This window comes from Haloarcula sp. H-GB5, assembly GCF_054850705.1.
Window position 1 is genome coordinate 48,587 of record NZ_JBTWBG010000004.1, and the last position, 23,538, is coordinate 72,124.

General features: G+C 56.7%; 21 protein-coding genes. 7 read left to right on the forward strand and 14 right to left on the reverse strand.

Annotated features, from left to right (window positions below):
• Positions 1-43: 43 nt before the first annotated feature.
• The 3 genes from ACYJ11_RS17565 to ACYJ11_RS17575 form a co-directional block, all read right to left on the reverse strand.
• On the reverse strand, positions 44-433 hold the full coding sequence (locus ACYJ11_RS17565; RefSeq protein ID WP_170095521.1) for a MauE/DoxX family redox-associated membrane protein: 390 nt from the start codon (positions 431-433) through the stop codon (positions 44-46).
• Positions 434-506: 73 nt separating this feature from the next.
• Positions 507-1,088 (reverse strand): VIT1/CCC1 transporter family protein, encoded by a 582-nt coding sequence (locus ACYJ11_RS17570; protein WP_461648774.1) that lies wholly within the window; start codon positions 1,086-1,088, stop codon positions 507-509.
• 6 nt (positions 1,089-1,094) lie between these two features.
• A complete protein-coding gene (locus ACYJ11_RS17575) occupies positions 1,095-1,385 on the reverse strand; it encodes a DUF211 domain-containing protein (protein WP_461648775.1) in 291 nt (96 codons plus the stop codon).
• Between the two features lie 57 nt (positions 1,386-1,442).
• Between ACYJ11_RS17575 and ACYJ11_RS17580 the strand changes: the two genes are divergently transcribed.
• The 3 genes from ACYJ11_RS17580 (at position 1,443) to rdfA (ending at position 3,764) form a co-directional block, all read left to right on the forward strand.
• Positions 1,443-1,859, forward strand: a complete 417-nt coding sequence (locus ACYJ11_RS17580) for a hypothetical protein (protein ID WP_461648776.1) — start codon at positions 1,443-1,445, stop codon at positions 1,857-1,859.
• 297 nt (positions 1,860-2,156) lie between these two features.
• The gene (locus tag ACYJ11_RS17585) at positions 2,157-3,038 is read left to right on the forward strand and encodes a universal stress protein (protein ID WP_461648881.1); all 882 of its coding nucleotides are present in this window, start codon (positions 2,157-2,159) and stop codon (positions 3,036-3,038) included.
• A gap of 111 nt (positions 3,039-3,149) precedes the next feature.
• Positions 3,150-3,764, forward strand: coding sequence for a rod-determining factor RdfA (gene rdfA, locus ACYJ11_RS17590; protein ID WP_461648777.1), 615 nt, complete (start codon positions 3,150-3,152; stop codon positions 3,762-3,764).
• An 83-nt stretch (positions 3,765-3,847) separates the two neighbouring features.
• Here the strand turns inward: rdfA and ACYJ11_RS17595 are convergent, their stop codons facing one another.
• Positions 3,848-4,183 (reverse strand): DUF7576 family protein, encoded by a 336-nt coding sequence (locus tag ACYJ11_RS17595; RefSeq protein ID WP_461648778.1) that lies wholly within the window; start codon positions 4,181-4,183, stop codon positions 3,848-3,850.
• Between the two features lie 1,273 nt (positions 4,184-5,456).
• Between ACYJ11_RS17595 and ACYJ11_RS17600 the strand changes: the two genes are divergently transcribed.
• Entirely contained in the window at positions 5,457-5,588 is a 132-nt protein-coding gene (locus ACYJ11_RS17600) for a hypothetical protein (protein ID WP_268237885.1), read from the forward strand.
• A 199-nt stretch (positions 5,589-5,787) separates the two neighbouring features.
• On the opposite strand, the gene lpdA is transcribed toward ACYJ11_RS17600, so the two are convergent.
• The 10 genes from lpdA to ACYJ11_RS17650 all read right to left on the reverse strand — a co-directional run bounded on the left by lpdA (position 5,788) and on the right by ACYJ11_RS17650 (position 18,307).
• The gene (lpdA, locus tag ACYJ11_RS17605; RefSeq protein WP_461648779.1) at positions 5,788-7,221 is read right to left on the reverse strand and encodes a dihydrolipoyl dehydrogenase; all 1,434 of its coding nucleotides are present in this window, start codon (positions 7,219-7,221) and stop codon (positions 5,788-5,790) included.
• Positions 7,221-8,756: a dihydrolipoamide acetyltransferase family protein gene (locus ACYJ11_RS17610; protein WP_461648780.1), complete on the reverse strand. Its 1,536-nt coding sequence runs from the start codon at positions 8,754-8,756 to the stop codon at positions 7,221-7,223. The genes lpdA and ACYJ11_RS17610 overlap by 1 nt, the downstream gene beginning before the upstream one ends.
• A 1-nt stretch (position 8,757) precedes the next feature.
• A complete protein-coding gene (locus ACYJ11_RS17615) occupies positions 8,758-9,774 on the reverse strand; it encodes an alpha-ketoacid dehydrogenase subunit beta (protein ID WP_461648781.1) in 1,017 nt (338 codons plus the stop codon).
• Complete coding sequence (pdhA, locus tag ACYJ11_RS17620; RefSeq protein ID WP_461648782.1) at positions 9,771-10,919, reverse strand: pyruvate dehydrogenase (acetyl-transferring) E1 component subunit alpha; 1,149 nt, start codon at positions 10,917-10,919, stop codon at positions 9,771-9,773. The genes ACYJ11_RS17615 and pdhA overlap by 4 nt, the downstream gene beginning before the upstream one ends.
• A gap of 661 nt (positions 10,920-11,580) precedes the next feature.
• On the reverse strand, positions 11,581-12,285 hold the full coding sequence (locus ACYJ11_RS17625; protein WP_461648783.1) for an ABC transporter ATP-binding protein: 705 nt from the start codon (positions 12,283-12,285) through the stop codon (positions 11,581-11,583).
• Positions 12,282-13,109: an ABC transporter ATP-binding protein gene (locus ACYJ11_RS17630; RefSeq protein ID WP_170095510.1), complete on the reverse strand. Its 828-nt coding sequence runs from the start codon at positions 13,107-13,109 to the stop codon at positions 12,282-12,284. The genes ACYJ11_RS17625 and ACYJ11_RS17630 overlap by 4 nt, the downstream gene beginning before the upstream one ends.
• Complete coding sequence (locus ACYJ11_RS17635; protein ID WP_461648784.1) at positions 13,102-14,409, reverse strand: branched-chain amino acid ABC transporter permease; 1,308 nt, start codon at positions 14,407-14,409, stop codon at positions 13,102-13,104. Before ACYJ11_RS17635 ends, ACYJ11_RS17630 begins: the two co-directional genes overlap by 8 nt.
• On the reverse strand, positions 14,406-15,503 hold the full coding sequence (locus ACYJ11_RS17640; protein ID WP_188979593.1) for a branched-chain amino acid ABC transporter permease: 1,098 nt from the start codon (positions 15,501-15,503) through the stop codon (positions 14,406-14,408). Before ACYJ11_RS17640 ends, ACYJ11_RS17635 begins: the two co-directional genes overlap by 4 nt.
• 296 nt (positions 15,504-15,799) lie before the next feature.
• On the reverse strand, positions 15,800-16,918 hold the full coding sequence (locus ACYJ11_RS17645; RefSeq protein WP_461648785.1) for a pyridoxal phosphate-dependent aminotransferase: 1,119 nt from the start codon (positions 16,916-16,918) through the stop codon (positions 15,800-15,802).
• Between the two features lie 189 nt (positions 16,919-17,107).
• Positions 17,108-18,307, reverse strand: a complete 1,200-nt coding sequence (locus tag ACYJ11_RS17650) for an ABC transporter substrate-binding protein (RefSeq protein WP_461648882.1) — start codon at positions 18,305-18,307, stop codon at positions 17,108-17,110.
• Positions 18,308-19,401: 1,094 nt separating this feature from the next.
• On the opposite strand from ACYJ11_RS17650, the gene ACYJ11_RS17655 reads away from it, so the two are divergent.
• From ACYJ11_RS17655 to ACYJ11_RS17665, 3 genes are all read left to right on the forward strand, one after another.
• On the forward strand, positions 19,402-21,105 hold the full coding sequence (locus ACYJ11_RS17655) for a thiamine pyrophosphate-binding protein (RefSeq protein WP_461648786.1): 1,704 nt from the start codon (positions 19,402-19,404) through the stop codon (positions 21,103-21,105).
• Between the two features lie 61 nt (positions 21,106-21,166).
• A complete protein-coding gene (locus tag ACYJ11_RS17660) occupies positions 21,167-22,129 on the forward strand; it encodes an NAD-dependent epimerase/dehydratase family protein (RefSeq protein ID WP_461648787.1) in 963 nt (320 codons plus the stop codon).
• A 112-nt stretch (positions 22,130-22,241) separates the two neighbouring features.
• Positions 22,242-23,510 carry a M24 family metallopeptidase gene (locus ACYJ11_RS17665; protein ID WP_461648788.1) on the forward strand — a complete coding sequence of 423 codons (1,269 nt, stop codon included), beginning with the start codon at positions 22,242-22,244 and terminating at the stop codon, positions 23,508-23,510.
• Positions 23,511-23,538 lie beyond the last annotated feature (28 nt).

Below are 23,538 nucleotides of genomic sequence, written 5' to 3' on the forward strand. Positions count from 1 at the left end.
AATACGACCGAGCCGGCCCGGCCACCCGGGGCGTTCTCCACGATCAGTCGGTGTACCAGTACGCCCAGAGGATCAACACGCCTTGCAGCGGCAACCGTGCCCAGCGGGCCAGCGCAGACGGATCGCCGCCACCTGTCCCCTCAATGGTAACCATGGAGACGGCCATATACACGTTCGCGGGAAAGATCGCGAGGAGCAATGCGATCGTCGCCCATGCAGCGTACGAACGCGTCCGGGGCACCAACAGGCCGAGCCCGACAGCGATTTCGGCGACACCGGACAGGTACACCAGCGCAAGTGGCGCCGGCAAGACCGGTGGCACGATCTGGACGTATAAGTCTGGCACGACAAAATGCAGACCTCCCGCGACGACATACAAGAGCGCCATCACGTAGCACAACGGCCGTTTGAACTGCCGCAAGCCAACACGCATCTACAACCATGTATGGCGGCCAGTGGAAAGCAAGTTGGGATTTGGCCCCCAGTCAGAACAGAGTCGCAGTCACTCACCCCGGAAGAAAGAGATTAAGAATTGCGACGACCAACCCGGCGAGCCCCATCCGCGCTGCGGCAACGTACCACCGCTGGCCCGAAATCGAACCCATGTAAGCGCCGAACGCACCCAACACACCGATACCCAGGCCGACCGCGATGAGTGCCGCCTCTGCCATTGTGACAACGGTCCCCTCGACAACGAACGGGGTCAGTGGAATCAGAACACCGATGAGTGGCCCCAGGCCGCTCATTATGGCGTGTACGAAGCGGGCACCGCTCTGGTCGCGTTGAACGCGGGTATCGTCGAGATCTTTGAGCATCGCTCGCTCGATGCGCCTGATTTCGGCCCGGGTTTCGGCTCGTTCGATTTCCCAGACGCTCCAGACCGCAGAGGTTCCGAGACCGACTGCCGCGCCCAGTCCGATTTTGATTACAGTGTGCCCATCGGGGACCCCAGAAAGGACAGCGCCGACGATGATGCCGATGCTCGTCAGCGTCCCGTCGAAGCCGTTCGAGATGAAGTACCGGCGCGAGATCGCACGGACATCTTCCTTCCCGAGAAGACGCCTGAGGAATTGTCGAATGGACGCCACTGCGCATCAGGCATCCTGTAACGTCCGTCGATCTCTCACGACGCTGTCACCGCAGGCAACCTGATCCACGGAGTGTACTGACCCGCCGAGATTATCGATCGTTTCTTCGATCGCTTCGAAGTCCAGGTCGTCACTTTCGAACGTGAGCTTGACGTTTTGCACTTCCTGATCTAATTCGATCAGTGACGAAGTGACGCCCTCGACGCTCTCAATGTCGGCCAGTTGGTTGGTGAACGTCAGTAACGGCGGGTCATGTGGTTTCAGTACATCGATGACAAGGCGTCGGACTGCTGCCATATCACATCACGCGAGGGGGTACAGTAAAAATGTGAGGAGTGTTTAGTTTGTATCACTGTGCTAACCAGCAAGTTGGGCCAGCACATAATAAACGTTGATCGATATGTGATCGGCTATAGTCTCTCAAACAGAAGTCAAGTTGCGCTGGCTTTAGTTGGCGGTTCACTGGCAATGATAATCATTATGAGGAGGATAATACGAGCTAATACATTAAGTAAATTTGGGCTTTGGAATTATTGGATGATGATTGGAATGGTTCTTTTAAATGGCATCCCTATATATTTGTTCTTGAAATACGTTCTAGTACTTCCTCTACTAGCCACAATTTTAATGATTGGACTTATGCTGTGGAAAGATTATGCGGCGGTTGTCGATAGTCCAGCACCACTCTTTTTTGGGTGGTGGTTTGTACCGTTAGCAGTGGCACTCGTCTTGGGTATTGTTGAGTATCTCGCACGTGGGATAATCACATAGTACCATTCACCTGTGTGTTACTGCTTTTTGTCGGCTGTTACGTTTATATCAATCAGACAATATGTTATTAGACCACACTATGTAGCTGTTCGAACAGCATCTCTGAAAGACCATGCATCTGAAAAGACGTCGAAGGGACAGTTTGGTGCGCAGATAATGGCACAGCAGGATCTCAGAGACCACAATCGAGGCGGGGATACAAGCAGGGAGCCCGCTCCGACCACCGCGCTACGTCCGCCACCGCGAAGATAGCTGACCAGCAATCAAACAAGCGACTACCAGTATGTATAACACCATCTGTTCCCGACTGACGGGAGCGACGCCGCAGAATCGGTCCTTGAATACGCACTACAGATTGCAGCCGAACACGAGGCGACGATTCACATCCTCAACGTCGCAGACACTGGCCGAGACAGCGTCACCACGATCCGTGGTGAGGTCATTGACGTTCTCGAAACAGAAGGGGAGCGCATCGTGGCGGAAGCCGCACAATATACGAAAGACGAAGGCGTCCCTGTCGTCTCTGCGGTCCTTCAGGGAGACCCACACAAGTCAATAGTCGACTACAGCAAACAGTCCGACATTGACTGCATCGTTATGCCGACGCACGGACAGCGTGGGATCAAGCGAATCCTGCTCGGAAGCGTCACCGAACGTGTCATCAACACAGCAGCGGTTCCCGTCGTTGCGGTCAACCCTACCGACGGTCGACCATTCGTGTATCCCCCCAAGCACGTCCTCGTCCCAACGGATGGAAGCCGTGGCGCAGCACTCGCAGTGGCAGAGGGCATCGATGTCGCGAGGGCAACGGGAGCAACGCTCCACCTACTTCACGTTGTTGAGACCGGCGGCCTCGGGCCGGATGCACGCTCCGTCTTGAAAGAGGGCGAGTTGACTGAACGGGCAAATGAAATGCTGGCCGAAGCGACCGAAACAGTCGAGGACCCGTCGCTTGACTCGGTCACCAGCGTCATCGAACACGGGAACCCCGCGAAGGTGATTTGCGACTACATCGACGAGAACGAAATCGATCTCGCGATCATGGGGACACACGGACAGACTGATTTCAGCAGGTACGTCATGGGTGGTGTCAGCGCCAAGATCAGCCGGCAGTCCCCGGTCCCGGTGACGTGGGTTCGCGAGCCCGAATCCGAATCAGATGAGCAATTCAGGTCGTGAATCGGCCAACTTGTTCCGGAGACGGGCCTGGTAAGGCTCTCCGTGTGAGACCCCGACAGTCCTCATGGTATGCGGGAGTGTTTAGTAACTATGGCGTATCTAAATCGGAACATGACCACAGACGACTCACAGTCCGGGGGGGGAACGAACAAGGTCGATGCCGTAATTCGAAAATACGATCTTGTCGGGATGGGTGCAGAGCTCGAAGATCGGTGGGTCGGCGCCGACGGAGAGGAAGAAAGTACCCGAGACCTCGCTGACTATTTCAATCGATCGGTGCTCGAGTCCGCCATCGAAGGGAGCGACGCTCCGACATTGAGTGGCGACATCCAACAGATCTATCAGTCACTTCGCGAAGACGACGCGGACGCCCCGCTCATACGCTCCCGTCTCGAACAGAACGGGGTCGATATCGATTCGGTGATGGACGACTTTATTTCCCACCAGACGGTGTATCGCTATCTCAAGAACGACCGTGGGGCGGCCCGACCCGAGCAGACGCCCGCAGAACGGACAGAAAGCGCCATCGACTCAATACAGCGTCTTCGGGGCCGAACCACCGCTGTAACGAGGCAGACTATCGAGAGCCTCGAAAAGAACGACGCCATCTCGGCAGGCGATTTCAACATCATCAACGAGGTACAGGTGCTGTGTGAGGACTGCGGCCGTAGCTACGATATTGTGGCATTTCTGGAACAGGGTGGCTGCGACTGCCACTCCGAATGAGGACTCGGGCCGTAGTATCAAAACGAAGCCGGTTCCCAAGTCAGTCGTTCTGTAGACCGACAATGCGCCACGCCAACCAGCGGTCAGCCAAGCCTCGGGAACCGAGCAGTCTTACAGTCGACACCGCAGAACGCGTACTCCGAAACGTTGCCAGCACTATCTCTGGTCGTGACATTACGATACCGGACGTTTTCGTCAATTGATGCCCCGCAGTGATCGCAGTGTCGCGACTCAATCGAGCTAATTACGATCCTGATAGATTGGCTCTCAACGCTTTCGGGGGTTGCACTCCGTGCCTGGTCTGCGTTTGCGATGTCTGCTGATTGTTGGCTACGGTACTCCTGCGTGTTTTGTGCGTTCATGATGTCGCTGATTATGGATTTGTAGTTAGTGTCGCAGCGCTTCGTGAGATGGGTCATCGCGACCCGAAAACCGTCGGCTGGTGTTTGGGAACCAGCCAGGACCGACGTTTTCCACCTGTGTGCCGGCGTTTGCCCGCACTGTGGTGGTCTACGTCAGTTTAAAATTTGAAAAATGTAAAAAACGTAAAGCCGGATGTGAAAGGATCTGCACCGATCAAGTGCCGGGACAGCGGGCTTGCCTGCCAAGCCATACAGTCAACGCCCGGGTTCATGTGACTATCTTTAATGGATGTACACTTAATAGTTCTGTGAGTAGTGTTCACACTCAACGAATATAATTGGACGAGACCTGTGAGTACAGCAAGCTGCACAACGTAGCTAGGGCCTGCAGCAGTCATCCCTCTAAAACGCCTGGCTCGCTTTGAGCTTATGAGCGAGCCCATCTCAATGGCGAAACCATAGGCACTAACCAAATGATTAAATACGAAAGTTCCGTACTGGATAGTATGGGACCGGGTACCAAAACGGTAGAAACGCCCCGGAAAGCGAGCCAATTAGCGACTGTAACGTCCGGTTATACGATCTTTACACTTTCTCCCTGATAACCCACATAGACCACCACAGTCCGGGCAGTAACCCGGTATAGGCGGAAAACGTCGGTGAAACGACAGTAGTGCCCCAGAGTACTGTGTAACAGTAGACGGAACGAGTCCGACCCCTGTTAACAACGAATCGATACAAACGATGAATGGACAAACTGAGCTGGACCAGTCACTAGCAACTGTTCGTTGCACTATGGAAGCCAGCAGCAACACGGCCGCTGCCGAACCGAATATCCAAAATAAGTCAACTCGAATCTTGGTCGGCGGGTCACCGAGCTACCGCTGTGATTACTGTGGACAAGTGATCAGCGAACAGATGCAGTTCAGCGGGGTTACGATACGTGATCCGGACGGAGAGATAACAGAGCATTTCTTCTGTGAAGAGAACTGCATGACATCACAGTACCCCGACATTTAACCTACCCGTTTTGATTGCGACCAGACCAAATCGTAGATATTCGACGATATGGTACATAATTCAAGATTTTCTGATTGTATCCGACGCTATAGAAAAATCAAATGACAGGAAATAGCAGCATACGATACAATGACTGAACTTTGTCCTCAAATAATAGGTCGAGTGCATCCACAGCTACACTAAATCCAAACAGATACTCTATTGCCTCGTTCTGAAACATTGGTCGATATATAAATATTCTCGGAATGTTAATATTGGACGGTACAGAATAAGGGACGGTTTTATTTGTTTCCATCAGCCATGACATCGCATGACATGCTACAACGCGAGCAAGGGAATTCTGTACGAAAACCTTCCAACAGACGTACCGAGACCCGAAGAAGAGGAGAACAAGCTGAGCGCCAGTGACGGTGGCGCAAGCCAGACGGTCGCTAACGACTGAATCCGGAACGTGTCTGGTGTCCGACGCTGGGGACTAGCTTCGATCTCTACCTACAAAATAACGTAGTGGTCACTCAGCGAATGTTCTGTTCCCAAACTGTTGTTTCGTCTCAGTAAACAATATCGGATAGGCTATAGCTGGGTATAGATACACCGGTTTTGAGGGTAGATCTGATTCCTGAGGTATCAATATCGACAAGTCAGTTTTGTCTGTGGATCGCTTTCCCTCTCGCATTCTGTGCGGCTTCCATTACCGCTTCACTTAATGTTGGATGCACATGGACGGTGGAACCGATGTCCTGAAGCTTTGCACCCATTTCGATCATGACCGCGATTTCTGCAATCAGTTCGGATGCCTCCGGACCGACAATCTGTGCACCGATCACACGCTCAGTTTCTTTTGCGGCGACAATTCGGACAAAACCTTCTGTCCGATTTGCTGTTAGTGCCCGTCCAGACGCCTGGAACTGGAACTCACCTGTAACTGGAGTAATACCCTCGTTTGCAGCTTCGTCCTCGGTCAGCCCAACGGTTCCGATTTCCGGATCAGTGAACACCGCAGCCGGGAGTGCACGGTAATCGACTGCGGCGGGCTCACCGGCGATTACTTCCGCTGCAACTTCCCCCTCTTTCGATCCCTTGTGTGCCAGCATCGGCTCACCCGCAACGTCACCGACTGCGAAAATGTGCTCCTTGTTCGTCCGACATCTGCTATCCGTTGGAATAAACCCCTGAGCATCGGTTTCGACGCCGACAGCTTCGATACCGAGCGTTTCAGTCACCGGGCGTCTGCCCACGGCAACGAGTATTTTGTCAGCAGTGAGTTCTATCTCGCTATCATGCGCCGCTTCGTCGGCGGGAACAGCAGTCAGGACGGCTTCACCCTCCGATTCTGCCCAGCTGTCCGCCGTGTACCCGAAGTAGAAGTCGACGCCGAGACGCTCTGCTCGCTCCCGGACTATCGAGGCAATATCTTCTTCATAACCGGGAAGCGCTTGCTCTAGCATCTCGATTACCGAGACGTCGCTCCCGAGTCGGCTGTAGACTGTCGCTAGCTCCATACCGATGTATCCGGCACCAACGATTACGAGTTCGTCGGGTACCGTTTCGAAGTTCAGAGCGCCATCGGAGGAAACGATACGGTCGTCGTCGAAGTCGAACCCTGGGACTTCAATCGGCCTGGACCCCGTTGCGATGATGCAGTGGTCGAATTTCAGTGATTCAGAGCCCTGCCCCTCTCCCTGATGGACGATTCTGATCTTGTTTTCATCGGCAAATTCGGCTGTTCCTTTCATCAGATTCACGCCGGCTGCCGTACATAATTGCTCGATACCGCTCGTTAGTTGATCGACGAGTCCGTCTTTCCAGCTAATCATCTCGTCGAGCGCAACTGTTGGGTCTGCGTAAATCCCCAGTTCCTCCGCCTGTTCCGCCTCTGTTGCCAGTTCTGAACCGTTGAGCAGAGCTTTAGAGGGGATACAGCCACGGTTGAGACAGGCTCCCCCATACTCACCCTTTTCAACGAGCGTGACATCGAGATCGAGCTGTGCAGCACGGATTGCGGCAACGTATCCGCCAGGGCCCGCGCCGATAATCAGTACGTCAGTCGAGGTAGTGACATCTCCGACGACCATTATTCTAGTAGTAGCAGGTTTGGATTTCGTAGGTACTTCTGTACGGAGTTCGTGAACCGTGCGGCGTCTGCACCGTCGAGCACTCGATGGTCGAACGATAGCGATAGTGTCATCACATGACGGGGTTCTATCGTCTCTTCACCATCGGCTTCGACAACCCGTGGCTTCTTTTTGATCTCTCCCAGTGCCAGGATGGCGCTTTCCGGCTGATTAATGATCGGTGTTCCGTACTCCCCGCCGATCCCACCGATGTTCGAGATCGTGAACGTCCCGCCACGCATTTCCTCCGGCGAAAGACTCCGTTCCCTCGCTCTCTGGGTTTTTTCGTTAGTTTCCGATGCGACTTCGAGCAGGCCCTTCGCATCGACATCCTCGACAACGGGAACCAGCAGTCCGTCATCAGTTGCCGTTGCGACACCGATGTTGTAATACTGCTTTTCGACGATTTCCTCGTTTGCTTCGTCGAGAGAGACGTTTACCTGTGGGTTCTCCTGCAGGGCCGCGGCACACGCTTTCATCACGAACGGCATGTACGTCAGTCGTATATCGTGCTCCTCGGCCTCCTGTCTGAGAGTCGAACGAGCGTCGACCAGCGCAGTCACGTCGACCTCGTCCTGATGAGTGACGTGTGGGGCCGTAGATTTCGACTCCGTCATCGCGGCTCCGATTGTCTGCCTGATCCCGTTGTACGGCGTCCGAGACTCCGGGCGTGCCGACTCGTCAGCCGCTGCCCTCTCGGCTACTGCTTCTTTATCCTTTTTTTGTGCCTGCTGTTGGGCCTTTGCGTACTCTTGGACCGCTTCGAGCGTGACAAAGGGTTCTCCGTCCTTTCGTTCATCAGTGGGGACAGTATCGAGATCGATCCCTTCCTCCGCTGCGACGTGTCTGGTTTTCGGGACGGCCACCGTCGTCTCCCGGTCTGCCGTTTCTCTCGCCTGAACTGAGCTGACAGACTGCGTCGAAGGTGCCTGCTGTTTTTGTCGCTCTGCAGCAGCGGTCTGCTGGTTTGACTGCTCCTGAGTTGAGGAGTAAGAGTCCGTGTTCGCGTGCGCGCGAACATCCGATTCTGTTATGCGTCCCAGAGACGAGTCCGCAATGTTGGAGATATCGACGCCCAGTTCGCGGGCCAGACGCCGTACAGACGGCGGAGCGGCGACCTGGACGCGCTGTGTCACCGCTGGTTCTGACTGCGTATCTTCGGCTGGCTGTGTTGGTGCTTCGTCGTCGGTTTGGTGCCCGCTGTCCGCAGTAGCGTCGTCTGCAGGCGTTGGTTCAGTTCCGTCCGGTTCGTCTTCACCATCGACCTGGAAGACGATAATCACATCACCAACTGGGACTAGCTCTCCTTCCGCGGCGCGAAGTTCTTCGACAACACCGTTTACCGGAGATGGGACGTCAACGACAGCTTTGTCAGTCTCGACTTCCGCTACTGGCTGGTCTTCCGAAACTGAGTCGCCCGGCTCGACCCGCCATCGAAGCAGTTCGCCCTCAGCGACGCCTTCACCGACATCGGGTAGTTCGAATTCACGTACCATATTAGAACTCGACTGTTTCGCGGATGCCGTCCTGGATACGGACCGCCTGTGGTAAGTAGTAATCCTCCAGCGAATGGAGTGGCATGGGGGCATCGAAGCCGGCGATTCGTTTGATTGGCGCTTCCTGATGAACGAGCGCTTCTTCCTGAATCGTCGTTGCGATTTCCGCCCCTAGTCCGCCAGTCTTCGGCGCTTCGTGTACAATCGCGGCTCTTCCGGTCTTTTTGAATGAATCAGTAATCGTCTCTGTATCGAGGGGTGACAGGGTCCGCAAGTCGATGACTTCGGCATCGATGCCGTGTGACTGGCTGAGATTCTCCGCGGCGATCAGGGCGGGGCGGGTCATTGCTCCCCACGTGTAGACTGAGATATCGCTTCCGTCACGCCGGACGGCAGCCTCACTCAGCGACACTTCATACGGTTTCGTCGGGACATCTTCACGGAAGGCGCGGTAGATCAACTTCGGCTCCAAGAAGATGACTGGATCCGGGTCGTGGATGGACGCCGCTAGGAGCCCCTTCGCGTCGTAGGGCGTGCTCGGCGAGACGACCTTGAGGCCGGGCTCGTGCACGAAGAACGCTTCCTTCGACTCGGAGTGGTGTTCTGGGGCGCGGATGCCACCGCCGTATGGAGCCCGTATTACCATCGGCACCGAATACTGCCCCTGGCTACGGCTCCTGAGGCGCGCAGCGTGACTGACGATCTGGTCGAACGCAGGGTACATGAAGCCCATGAACTGCATCTCGGGAACAGGCTTCATACCGGTCTGGGCGAGACCGATCGATGCACCGACGATGCCGGCTTCTGCCAGTGGCGTGTCGATGACGCGGTCTTCGCCGAACTCTTCGTACAGCTGGTCGGTGGCTCTGAAAACACCGCCATTCTTCCCGACGTCTTCGCCCAGAACGACGACGCTATCGTCCTGTGCCATCTCTGTGTACAATCCGTCCTGTATCGCCTCCACGAGCGTGAGACTCTGGGCTTTCTGGCCCGTCTGCGTACTGGCTGTCGAACTCATTCCAGCACCTCCGAGAACGCGCCGTCGTCATACTTCTCGCGCAGCCTGTTCAGTTCGTCCCGCTGTTGTTCGAGCCGCGCTGGAACGTCCTCGTACACGTGCTCGACGATATTGTCTGGACTCGTCTCTGTCTGCTCCGCCGTTTCTATCGCCTCGCTGACTTCCTGTTCGATTCGGTCTTGGATCTCACTCTCGAGGTCGGAGTCGAGGATGCCCTCGTTGTACAGATACGTTTCGATGCGGTCCACAGGGTCGCGGTCCCGCCAGACCTCCTCCTCCGATTCGTCTCTGTAAACAGACGGGTCGTCCGCAGTGGTGTGCGCACCGAAGCGATACTGGACGGACTCAATAAGGGTTGGGCGTAGCTCCCCGGGACCTGGATTCCGGGCCTTCTCCAGTGCCTCGCTGGCGACTTTGTAGACCGCCAGCGGGTCCAGCCCGTCGACTCGAACCCCGTCGATACCATATGCCTGTGCCTTTTCAGCGATGGTTTCGCTCGCGGTCTGTCGCTCTCGGGGGACCGAAATCGCCCATTGATTGTTGTTGCAGACGAACACAGCGGGGACGTCGAACACCCCGGCGAAGTTCAGTCCTTCGTGGAAATCTCCCTCGGAGGTCGCACCATCACCGAGATGACACAGGACGGCCGTATCGGTCTTTCCCTGTAGCTTGTGTCCCCACGCCATTCCCATGGCCTGTGGAACCTGGGTCGCAATCGGAATATACTCCGGCATCACGTTGACGTCCTCGGGGATTGCGTATCCTTCTCGATGGCCCCTCAGTGGCTCGAAAAGGGATGCAAGGTCCATCCCATGAGCGTACTTCGCCGCGTGTTCCCTGTAGGTCGGGAACAACCAGTCTTGCTCGGCAAGTGCCAGGCTCGTAGCGACCTGTGACCCTTCTTGTCCGGTCATTGGTGCGTACGTCGCTAGCCGCCCCTGTCGCTGGAAGCTGATCGCCCGCTGGTCGAAGTGACGAGCGAGCTTGATTGTCTCATACAACTCAAGTAACTGCCTGTCTGAAATATCCGGAACAGACGCCTGTGGCAGTACGTTGCCTTCAGCATCCAGTATCTGGACCATCTCCGAGTCTTCTCTGACGGCCGCTGGCACGTCTTTGCTTCCTGCTTCGTTTTTCATGTTCATTGTTTTCAATGATGTTTTGTATTCGACAGACGCTCCCTCAACAGACCCTGATAACCCGAACAGCCGCTGAGTACGGCTCTCCGAGCTTGTTCAAGGCTGGCGTTTTCCACCGGGCACAGGGACCACCTGTGTGCCGGCAGTCTACGCCAGTTTAAATGTCGAAAATGTAAAAAATATAGCTGTGGAAGAGGGCAGTGCCCAATCCATTAACTGCCGGGACAGCTGACCTGCAGGGCAGGCGATAGGGTTCAAGCCCGGATGCATATGTGGAGTCTGACATGGTAGATACTTATTGTTTGTGCGATACTCGTTCACACGCCACAGTAGCTATCCCAGCGTGAACGGCGATAGGTACTGGTCCGAGGAGTCGTGGCGACAGCAATAAATAAAATATAGTTGACTATTATATCCGCGTGTCCTATCCTGTGATGACGGTAACACAACATATATTCAGACGCTAATACTGATAAGTCGATATAACGAGGTGCTGTGAAGAATTAAATACATTCAAATGTCTATAATTTCACGGGATCCAGATCCGCAGTATGGAAATCGGCTTGCTGATTATGGACCGTCAAGGACTCAACGGCCCGACAGTTTCTCGCGTAGACGCTCTCCCGTGGCAATTGGCAGTTTCCAAGCCAGCGCTGGAGTCCAGAAGCTACCCGCCGAGGAAGTCCTCGCAAACCTGTTGGTCGTTGAGAAGTGCTTCACCACTGTCTTCGTGTCGATTCTGTCCCTGCACGAGGACATACCCTCGGTCGCACCGCCGCAATGCCTCTTTGGCGTTTTGTTCGACGAGGAGAACGGCGGTTCCGGCGTCGTTAATCTCGTCGATGCGGTCAAACATCTCATCGACGAGGTCTGGTGCGAGGCCTGCGCTGGGCTCGTCAAGTAGTAATAGATCCGGATCGAGCATGAGCGCCCGCCCCATTGCCAGCATCTGCTGTTGCCCTCCAGACAGCGTCCCTGCCTTCTGCCCTGATCGCGTTTCGAGTATCGGGAAACGGTCGTAAACCGCTTGTAGCCGCTCTTCCGGGAACTGATCCAGCGTGTATGCACCCATCTTGAGGTTCTCCGTGACCGTCAGCGGCTCGAACACGTTGTTGCTCTGAGGGACGAAGCTCAGCCCATACGAGATGATATCTTCCGGCTGTTCGCCGGCGATATCCCGGTCATTGAATACGATCTCGCCCCCCATATACGTCGTCAGTCCGAACACTGACTTCATCACAGTGGATTTGCCCGCACCATTAGGGCCGACGATGGTGATGTACTCCTCCTGCCCGACTTCCATATCGACGTCTGTGAGAATCTGCAGATCACCGTACCCGGCGTCGAGTTGCTGGACTGACAACAGACTCATATTTTCACCTCTTCTCCGAGGTAGGCATCAAGCACTTTGTCGTTGTTCTTGACTGCGTCCGGTTGCCCCTCTGTGAGCACACTCCCCTGATGCATCACGATGACCGTATCGCAGTTGTTCATGATGACGTCCATGTCGTGTTCGACGAAGAGGAAGGTGTAGCCCTGCTCTTTGAGCGTATGTAACCGGTCGATGAGTTTCTCCTCGAGCGTCGGATTGACTCCCGCAAGCGGTTCATCCAGCAGTACCATCTCGGGGTCGGTCATGAGCACACGCGCCATCTCCAGCAGCTTTCGTTGGCCGCCTGAGAGGTTGCCAGCGGATTCGTGCGCGACGTGCTCGATCTCGAACAGTTCAAGCATCTCCCAGGCCTGTTCTCGGAGTTCCTTTTCCTGTTCGACGACCTGTGTTCTGGCTCGCGGGAGGACTGCCCGCCAGACTGCTTCGCCAGCCTGATTCTGTGGTGCCAGCATCAGGTTTTCCAGTACGGTCATCTCCGATAGCTCTCGTGCGATCTGGAAGGTCCGGACGAGGCCCTGGTTTGCGACCTGATCCGACCGGTACCCCGTTATCTCCGTGTCGTTGAACTCGACTTCACCCCCATCCGGACGTTGCACACCGGTAATCAGGTCGAACGTCGTCGACTTGCCAGCCCCATTCGGCCCAATCAGACCGGTGATCGACCCCTTTTCCACGTGGAAAGAGACGTCAGCGACAGCGGTAATACCGCCAAACGTCTTCCGTAGGTTCTCCACTTTGAGTATCTGCTCTTGCTGTCCCTTCTGAGTCTGGTCGCTCCGCGCTGAGTGTGCGTTCTTACTCATTGTCGTCCTCGCGAGTCGCCTGTTGTGAGAGGGCAACGCTCGATGCGATCGCTTTTCGATGGCCAAGCAGGCCGTCCGGATGCCGTTGCATGAGATACACCAGAACGATACCTAATAGCATGAGACGGAGCGCGGAGATGCTCACGTCTTGCACGGAATAGGCCAGCAGCGGCGTGATATCAAGGGTCCCCAGTTCGGCAAGCGCACCGACAAGCGTGTCGGGGGCGTTGCTGAGCTGGAGGTACTCTGCCACGACCCGGCGGATGAACGAGGGCCCCTCGAAGAGCAGGCTCGCAAACAGGGCACCGCCGACGATACTTCCGGTTGGCGACCCAGTTCCACCAATAAACAGCGCAATGAAGATGTAGAACGTCTGTATCGGTTTGAACATCCGTGGCGATGCATAGCCTCCGGAGAGCCGCCAGAGGATGGCGATCAGGCCCATGAGCGCACAGCCGAGCGCGAACGTCTTGATCTTGAACAGGCGCGTGTCTTTTCCCAGCGCCTGCGTGACCTGCTGGTCCTCGCGGATGCTCTTGAGGACCCGTCCGAAGGGCGACTTCCCGATACGGATCATCAGCCAGTACAGGAGGCCGAGACAGAGACACAACGCAACCACGTACGCCCAGCCGATGACCAGCGTCTGCTCAATTCCCAGTGGTTCCACGGCGCTGAATATCGCCGCACCCAGGGCATTTGGCGCTGGGGCTGTTGTGGCCGGATCTGTGTAAAAGAGAATCCGGATCGGGTTCGATGGCAGGGACAGCCCCGTCGCACCGCCCGTTCCGAATGCAACGCCGGCGATGCGAGTGTTCGCAAACTCCGGCGCACGGAGTGTGAGGCGTACGATTTCCGAGAACGCGACAGTGACAATCGCAAGATAGTCGGCACGAAGTCGGATCGCAGGCAACGCTGCGAGGCCGCCGACGATCCCAGTCACGAGGATAGCACCCACAATCGCGACCGGGAGCGGCAGCCCGAAACCGGGCGGACTGGCCGTCACTGGGGCGGTCAGTATCCCCATCGTGTACACACCGATCGCCATGAACCCGGCCGCTCCGAGATTGAACAGGCCCGCGTATCCCCACTGGAGGTTCAGTGCCAGCGCTAACATTGCATAGATCGCCGAGAGGAACGCGACACGACGGAGCGTGTTGACTGTGCCATTCAGCTGGAATCCAAGCACGACACTGAAAAGCGCGTACAAGCCCCCGATCGCGAGTGCCAGGGCGATGAGCAAGCGCACGTCGTTGTTACCAAGCCAGCCCTCAGCCCACGTCTGGAGAGAGCCAGTACTCATGCCGTCGTCCTCCCACTGAACAGCCCCGACGGGCGTACAAGCAGCATGACGATCATGATAACAAACGCCGCAACCAGCAGGAAGCTGGCTGGAATCCAGACGAGCGCGAGTCGGCTCGCGATGCCGAGAATGACGCCGCCGACCATGGCGCCGTAGATCGAACCGACACCGCCGAGGATGACCGCTGCGAACACCAGTAACAGCAGGTCCCACCCCATCGTCACTGTGAGCGTCCCCTGCTGTAGTGCGATAAGAAAGCCTGCACACCCGGTAAGCCCACCGCCGATAATCCAGGTGAGTTTGACAACGCGCTCCGTCGGGATGCCCGTGACTTTTGCGAGATCCTTGTTCGCAGCCATTGCACGCATCGCCGTGCCGATTTTGGTGTACTGGAGCAGAATGTGAGTGCCAAGCATCAGAAGTGCGGCAACGACGACCAGCGTAATCTGGTGTCCGCCGAACGTAACGCCCGCGACAGTAAATTGAGGGACGTTGCCACCTGTCAGCCCACGACTGTCGGTCAGGAACGAAAAGGTGAGGAAGTTACGAAGGAACAGTGCGACGCCGACGCTGGCAATCATCAGTGTCACACCATCGGCACTGCGCATCGGTTTGAACACGATGCGATCCAGCAAAAGCGAGAGGGCAGCTGTCAGGACCGCAGCGACGAGTAAGCCAGCCAGAAGCGCCAGTGGGGTATTGACGACATTGATCCCAAGTTCGTTCGAACCGACTGCGATTGGGCCGCCGATAAGGATGAGCGATTCGACAGAGAACTCACCGAGTCCGGCAATCAGAAACGCCGTCGCCCAGCCGGCGAACGCACCGCTCGTAATCAGATCACCGTGGGCAAAGTTCGCGAAGTTGAGGATACTGTATGTCATCGAGAGGCCGACACCGGCCAGTCCAAGTGACATTCCAAGCACCAACCCGTTCCAGAGATAACTCACGAGGTCTGTGACGGCAATTGTTCCAGTGCCTAACTGTCGAAAGATGTCGAATACGAGAAACACGCCGATAACTGCGAATATAGCGAGTACTGGGCGGTTATATACCAGATTCTGTCCACGGCTGTAGTAGTCTCGTGCCGCCATACTTTGGTGCTCTGTACCCAGTGTTAAAAATCTTGATGTAAAATCGTCATAGAATCTCAGGGAACCGAAGATATGCAGCGATTTCGTGCTAGTGTTACACACGGTACTAGTTGTCACTACTAGACAGGTGGCAGATAGATCAGACGGGCTTTGCAACCGCAGGTGTCGATAGCAGGATTCGGTGCACAATTGCGTACGCATACGCCCGCGACGAGAAATATGACACCGCTCATCGGATGACGAATATGAAACCGCTTGCTGGACGAAGCAGTCAGTCGCGACTCCCTGGTGTTGCCCTACAGAGAGTTCGTGACCGTTCGCATCACTTCCAGCGCCTCTTTCAGTTCAGCTGTACTCGTGGCATACGAAATGCGCGCCTGCCCCTTGCCACTCGGACCAAACGCTTCGCCGGGGACGACGATGACATCGTTGTCCAGCATCTTCTGAGTCCATCCGTCCGGGACGTGGGGCATCGCGTAGAACGCGCCCTTCGGCACTGGCGTGTGGAGGCCGATATCCTCCAACCCATCGAGAAGGACGTCTCGGCGCTCCTCAAAGGCTGACACCATCTCCCTCACCGGTTCCTGTGTGCCGGTAAGCGCCGCTTCGGCAGCGTACTGTGATGGGGCACTGGCACACGCCTGCACGTACTGGTGCACCCGGAGCATCCGTTCGATTCGCTCCGAACTGGCCGCCACCCACCCAAGCCGCCACCCTGTCATCGAGTACGTTTTCGAGCACGCACTGGCCTGAATTACCCTATCGGAGCTGGCGAATTCCGCCGGAGAATGGTGTTCACCATCGAAGACGATCTTCTCGTAGACCTCATCGGAGAGGCAAATGACTTCGTGTTCATCCGCTATCCGCGCGAACTCTGCCATGTCTCGCTTCGATTGCACTGCACCGGTGGGGTTTGCAGGGCTGTTAACGATAAACAGAGACGTGTTGTCCGTAATGGCATTCTCGACAGCAGCGGGGTCGAGGGTCAGGTCGTCTCTGAGTTCGACCCGCTTTGGCTCGCCGCCGGCGAGTAGCACCAGTTGTTCATAGGCCAGAAACCCGGGGTCGGGGCAGAGCACTTCGTCGCCTGGCTGGACGTGGGCTTCGATCGCGACGTGAATCGCCTCGCTTGCGCCGGCAGTAGCGATGATGTTTTCGGGCGGTATGTCCTGACCGTTATCAGTTGCATAGCGGTCACTGATGGCCTCTCTGAGTTCTGGAATGCCCTTGTTGGACGTGTATGAATCACCCATCCCGTCCCGAATCGCACTCACCGCTGCCTCCCGGGCGTGTTCTGGAGTTGGGAAATCAGGCTGACCGAGACCCAGATTGATTGCGTCTTCGCCTGCCGCCTCGAAGACTTCTCGGATGCCGCTGATATCCATCTCTTCGACGCGTGCTGCGTACTGAGACATCAGTTCATGAGTATAACGGTATTTGATTATAGTCTTTCGGTTGTACGACAGGTACCGTCCCTCCAACCTTGCCAGACGGTATGATGAATAGTTTCTATCTGTGTTACGACAATGGTACAAAAGCCACCTGATTTGTCATATCTGAAGAGTAATTGTAGTCAGGAGTGGGAACGCCCAGCGGTACTTCGATTACACCTCCACCTGCTCGATATTCTCTGTGCCGTCCTCTGTGTACCTGAAGTAGTTGTACACGGCGCTGGCCAGGTCCCCATTGTCGTCGAACTCAACTGGGCCCGAGACACCCTGATAATTGATTTCGTTTCCGTCGGCCGCCAGCGAAACGCCTTCTCCCAGGTTTTCAGGCCCGACTGTTTCGCCACCGGGATCTGTGACTGCCCGCATTTGATCGCGAATTGCGGTCCCGGCAGCTTCACCGGCTGCCGCGCGTGCCAGCATCAGAACCGCCGCAGCATCGAACGACTGCTGATTGAACGGTCCCGGTGCAGAGCCGTACTCCTCTTCGTATGCAGATCTGAAGTACTCGATCCCCGGTCCGGCCGAGGACGGATTGGTCCCGCGGACGTTTGTCATGTCGTGTCCCACATTCCCGGGTAAGTCGTCGGCTCTGAGTCCATCCGGCACCAGAATATCCATGTCCGCTCTGTCGAAGTTCCCGTAGAAGTTCCGGAAGATCTTGTTCCCGCTCTCCGGGTAGCCGATAATCACGAGCGTCTCCGGGTCACCGTCAAGGGCGTTTTGCAACTGTGACGTGTAGGAGGAACGACCCGCCGAGTACGAGACCTGATTCAGAACCTCACCGCCATACTCCTCCTCAAATGTCTTCGTGAACCCGTTTGACAGGCCGTTCCCGTACGCGTTATTGAGAAAGAGGATAGCTGCGCTCTCTTTCTCGAGCCGTTCGGCCGCGATCTGTGCCAGTAGCGATCCCTGCAGCTTGTCCGTTGGCGGCGTCCGGTACACGAAGTCGTTATCTTCCAGTGTGGAGACATCCGGCGACGTCGCCGATGGTGAGCACATCACGGTCTGATTCGGAATTGCGACGTTCTCTGCGACCTGAAGTGTCACCGATGACGCCAATCCCCCGCAAATCATCGGATACCCACCGTTCACGAGGGCTTCTGCGCCACTCACACCCCGGCTCGGCTTGGTCTCCGTATTCTCAAACTGCGTATCGACCGAGAACCCGTTGTCCGCGTCTCGGACCTGTTTGACAGCTAGTTCTGCTGCATCCCGAATTGCGGGGCCCACTTCGGACAAACCACCCGTTACCCCCATTAGGATGCCCATGCTGATGGTGTTACCACTACTACCACCGTCTGTCGAACAGCCTGCAAGTCCGACAGCGCCTGCGGCACCAATGCTCTTCATGACAGTTCGACGGCTGACTGTATCGTGCATCGCAACACTCCCCATGACACAATCTTTCGTGATAAACGTTATTATGAACCGTAGCGGTTCTGTGCAGATACGAAACGAGCCCCGAGAGGGAACGAGTCCGAGCCAGTCTCGAACACACCGATACGTAGACGGTCATCATCTGACGGGCTCGTGTTGTCCACGCTGTCGAGTGCGTGCCGCACCAATCCCGATACCCGTTCGAACTATACGAACGGTGTCGGGACAGGGCGTCGTACGTACCCTGTGACCTCGACAGCGCGCTTCTAGCCCACATAGGCACAGGTATCCGATGCGAGAGTTCTGATTCGACCGTGTAATCGGCCACCAGTGCTGGACTAGCTATGCCGAACGCGTAGTCCGGTTCTCGCATCGGAATGCAGTCTCAGATTCGGCGATCCGTCGTCACTCTCCGCTGGTACAGGCAACTATCCGGAGGACCCTGGTATATAATTCAATCGTAGAGCATCGTGATTCGAATCAGTAGAACAAACAGACAGCCAGACCCACTGTAACCCCCGTATGTAACTTGATGGCTGAGTTCCATCTGCGACGGGCCCCTCGAAACCACTACAAGTCTTCGTCGCAGGATTTGTTACACCTATATGAGTGTAACACCGTGCGAAGATCGTGGGACAAACACTGTTACAGTAGTAACGGTGTAATCCGCCGGCCGACTGTCCGATGCTCCAAGATGCAGTTGTCTTACTCAGCAGGCCATATTTTACTTAGAAGGGCTTTACCGACCCTCAGTCGATTTATTACTCCAACAATATACGAATATATGTATTCTACGTTGGGATTTGCTCTGTTCTAATTATTAGAACGGCTTTGTGGGCAATAACAGAGAGTACGAGCCCCAGAGGAGTTGCGTCCGCTAGAAACTGGTACTATGGCATGATCGAATTACTTGAACCCCCAACAGTACATCTTGTTTCGCAGGGCTCCGGGTGTATGGTTACCCAATCATGATTGCTGTAGCGTTGCACCCCAAACTCTATATCTTGGGAGTTACCCACAGTGGGACGTAACGCGATAATCGATAATGACTCCCAAATTCACTACCCATGACTGAAACAGGAAAGCGCCTTGTCGAAGAACTGGACGAGCAAGGCGTCGAGTACGTCTTCGGATATCCCGGTGGTCGTGCCATCGAGATTCTCGACCATGTACCGGATGCCGACGTCGAGATGGTCCGACCACGAGATGAGCGCGAAGCCAGCGTCATGGCCGAGATGCACGGCCGACTCACCGGCAATCCCGGAGTCCTCGCAGGACAGGGGCCCTGGATCGGGAGCCTCGGTGCAATCGGCCAGATGGAAGGAAAGCTCGCTTCCTCCCCAATGGTCGTTATTACCGAGGCGAGCGAGCGTGGCGACTATTCGACGCTCGCGCCGTACCAGCAGGCTCGCGGTGACTACGGTGGGCTGGACCTACCGTCAGCGCTCGATGCCTACACCAAGGAAAACTGGTTCCCGCGCTCACCGACGGAGACGGTACGGAGCCTCCAGCTCGCGTTCAAACACGCGACTGCCGGCCGGCCGGGACCAACGGCAATAATCCTCGATGGCGACGCCGTCACCGAGGAGATGCCCGAGGATCCGATTCCGCCGGTCTGGGACGGCCACGATCAAGTACAGAACTGGGAATCGCGACCGGCCCGCGAAGATGTCAAGACCGCGATTACAGCGTTGAGCGAGGCTGACCGACCGGTCATCATCGCCGGCAACGGCGTTCACGCGGCCGACGCCTACGACCAGCTCGAAACTGTCGCTGAGGGTACTGATGCCGTCGTCACGACCTCCTATCTCGGCAAGTCGACGTTCCCCGAAACCCACGACCTGGCTGCGGGCGTTATCGGCTCCTTCGGTCACGAAGGCGCTAATCAGGTTGTCAGCGAAGCGGACGTCCTCCTCGTCGTGGGCTGTCGCATGAACCCGATGGACACGAACTGGCAGTCCCCGGAGTTCATCCGGCCCGACGAGCAGACCATCATCCACGCTGACATCGACACACGCAACGCTGGCTGGGTCTACCCCGCAGATGTCGCACTCATCGGTGATGCCGCACAGAGCCTCGACGACTTGGCGGCGACCCTCCCTGAGAGTGCTGGAAACGACTGGGCACGTGACCGTGCGGCCGCAGCGCAGGAGTCATTCTATGCACCCGTATGCGAGTCGGATGCGTCGCCGATTAAGCCACAGCGTGCGGTCAAAGAAATCGAGGCTGTCGTTGATTCGGAGACCATTGTGACCGCCGATTCCGGGAACAATCGGTTCTGGTTGCTGAACTACCTTCAGACACCGGACACTAGGACCTACTACGGCAGCGGTGGCGTTGGCGCGATGGGGTGGGCAACCCCAGCCGCGGTGTCAGCCGCCATCACAACGGAGAAAGATGTCATCGCCGTCGCCGGCGACGGTGGCTTCACGATGACGATGACCAGTGTGGAGACAGCTGTCGAGAACGGCGTCGCGCCTACGTTCGTCGTCCTCAACGACACCAGCCTGGGGATGGTCCGGCAGATGCAACACGAGGAGGGCGACATCGCTGGCGTCGAGTTCCACGACACCGACTTCGTGAAAGCAGCCGAGGCGTTCGGCGCCGAAGCGACGCAGGCGGTGACGCCTGCTGAACTCGCGGCGGCACTCGAGGAAGGGACCAGCGCCGATGTCCCATTCGTCATCGATGTTCGCATCGACCGTGACGAAGAGATGGTCGAGTCCCTCCAGTCGTCGTTCTACAAAGAAGTCGGCGGGCTCCACGAGTGAAGTCCCGGACATGGTTTAGCAAAGAATATAAATCAACTACGCAACACACATTGATACAACAATGACAGATACGACGGTACTCGTCACTGGCGGAACCGGCTTCCTCGGCTCGTATGTGGTCGAGGACCTCATCGAACACGGCCACGACGTCGTCGCCTACGACCTCTCGACGGACGACCACATCCTCTCGAAGTTGGGTGTCGCCGACGACGTGACCATCCGGCGCGGTGATGTCTCGGAGGCGACGGACGTGATCCGTGCGGTCAAAGAGACGGGGACGACACACATCGTTCACCTTGCGGCACTGCTGACGAACACAGCACGGGACAACCCCCGGGCTGGCCTCGATGTCAACATCAAGGGGACGAACAACGTCTTCGAGGCTGCACGCACCCTCGACGACCAGATAGAGCGTGTCACCTGGGCTTCCAGCGCTGCGGTGTACGCGCCGCCACACAACTACACTGCCGAATACGTCGACGAGGACGAACTTGTCTATCCCGATACGCTCTACGGCGCGACCAAAGAGTACAACGAACATCAGGCCCGTGTCTATCACGAGGATTACGATGTTGACCACGTTGGACTTCGCCCGACTGTGGCGTACGGCCCTTACCGCGAAACCGGTGGGTCGGCGTTCCTCGCAAACATCATCGAGAAGCCGGCACTCGGCGAACCGTTCAGCGTCGAGTACGGCGATCAGGTGATCGACTGGCAACACGCCCGCGATATCGCACAGGCGTTCCGGAAAGCGACGTTCGTCGACGAGGACAATCTCAGCCAGCGAATCTACAACGTCCGTGGCGTCCTCGCGACGATCCGTGAAGCCGCCAACGCTGTCCGGGAAATCGTCCCGGACGCCGACCTCGATGTCTCCGACGAGGGCGAACTCCCCTGGACCCAGAATCTCGATATGACCGCTGCGCAGAAAGACCTCGGCTACGAGGTCGAGTACGATCTTGAATCCGGGTTCCGATCCTACATCAACACGCTCCGGGAAGAAAACGGGCTCGAATCGCTCTGAGACACCTCCGACCGTCGAATTGTGACATATGTCTCGCTGGAGCTCGGTTTTTCCCTCAGCGGATCAGAATGAACCCAGTGTTTGATTAGGGACCTCCCTGTACGCATAGGTGATGTACGAGCGCGACTTCATGGAAGGAACGCGTGGCACCATGGCCGTCGACTGGGAGGAGCGGATCGACGTCAAGCGGATGCGACGCGAGCGGAAAGAACGAGCCCTCGACCGGCTGCAGGACTCCGAACTCGGGTCGATGCTGCTGATCAACGACCCAAACGTCCGGTACGTCACTGGGCTGGCGATGACCGGCGGGAGCGGGGCAGATCACTACACACTCCTGACCGAAGACGGCGACGTCATCCACTGGGACACTGCGGACCACGCATCGAACCAGCGGTTCAATTGTCCCTGGCTCGACGACATCCGGTATGCCTGTCCCGGACTCGGCAACGTGCCCCGGGCGTCAGGCAGCGCTTCCGCGCGCGACTGGCTCAAAGACAAGATGGCCGAGACGGTGTACACGGCCATGGAGGAGTACGGTGTCGACGGGGAACCGATGGGTATCGACGTGGGGAACGGGACGCTAATCCAGAAGTTCGAGGACCGCGGCGTCGATGTCGATAGCAGCGCGGCGATCGATATCATGCTCGACGCGCGGAAGACCAAAACCCGCGACGAAATCGAGTGCCTGCGACAGGTCGCTGCCATCTGTGAGGCAGGCTTCCAGAAGATTACGGAGAGTGCAAAACCGGGCAAGCGCGAATCAGAAGTCTGGGGCGATGCGGTCGGCGAACTCTGGGGACACGGCGCAATGGCTCAGGGTGGCTACGTGACCTCTGGCCCGAACACCTGGCCAAAACATCAGGCAAACACGACCGACCGAATGATTCGGCCGAACGACCTCGTCTACGCGGATTTCTACAACATCGGCTATCTGGGCTACCGCTCCTGTTACTACCGGACGTTCAGCATGGGTGAGCCGACACAGGCGCAGAAAGATGCCTACGAGAAGGCGCGTGACGACCTCTACGACGTCCTCGAACGGATTGAGCCAGGGGCCACGACCGACGAAATCTGCAAGGGCTTCCCCGACAGAGACGGTGAGCATATGGACTGGTATGACGCCGACGAGTTCTGGCAGATGACGACCAACCACTGGGCGCATGGGCTGGGGCTACAGCTCTACGAAACGCCGCTCATCTGGCGCGGACTCTCGCCGGACCACCCGATCGAAATCGAGGAAGGCATGACGATGGCTGTCGAGACGATGCAACCCGCGGAGCGGCAGGGTGTCCGCGTCGAAGAGATGGTTGTCGTCCGCGAAAACGGCGTCGAGATACTCAGTGAGTGGCCCGTTTCGGAGATTACGCGGATCGACTACTGACTGGCAGGCATCGCGACCGGTCTCACGT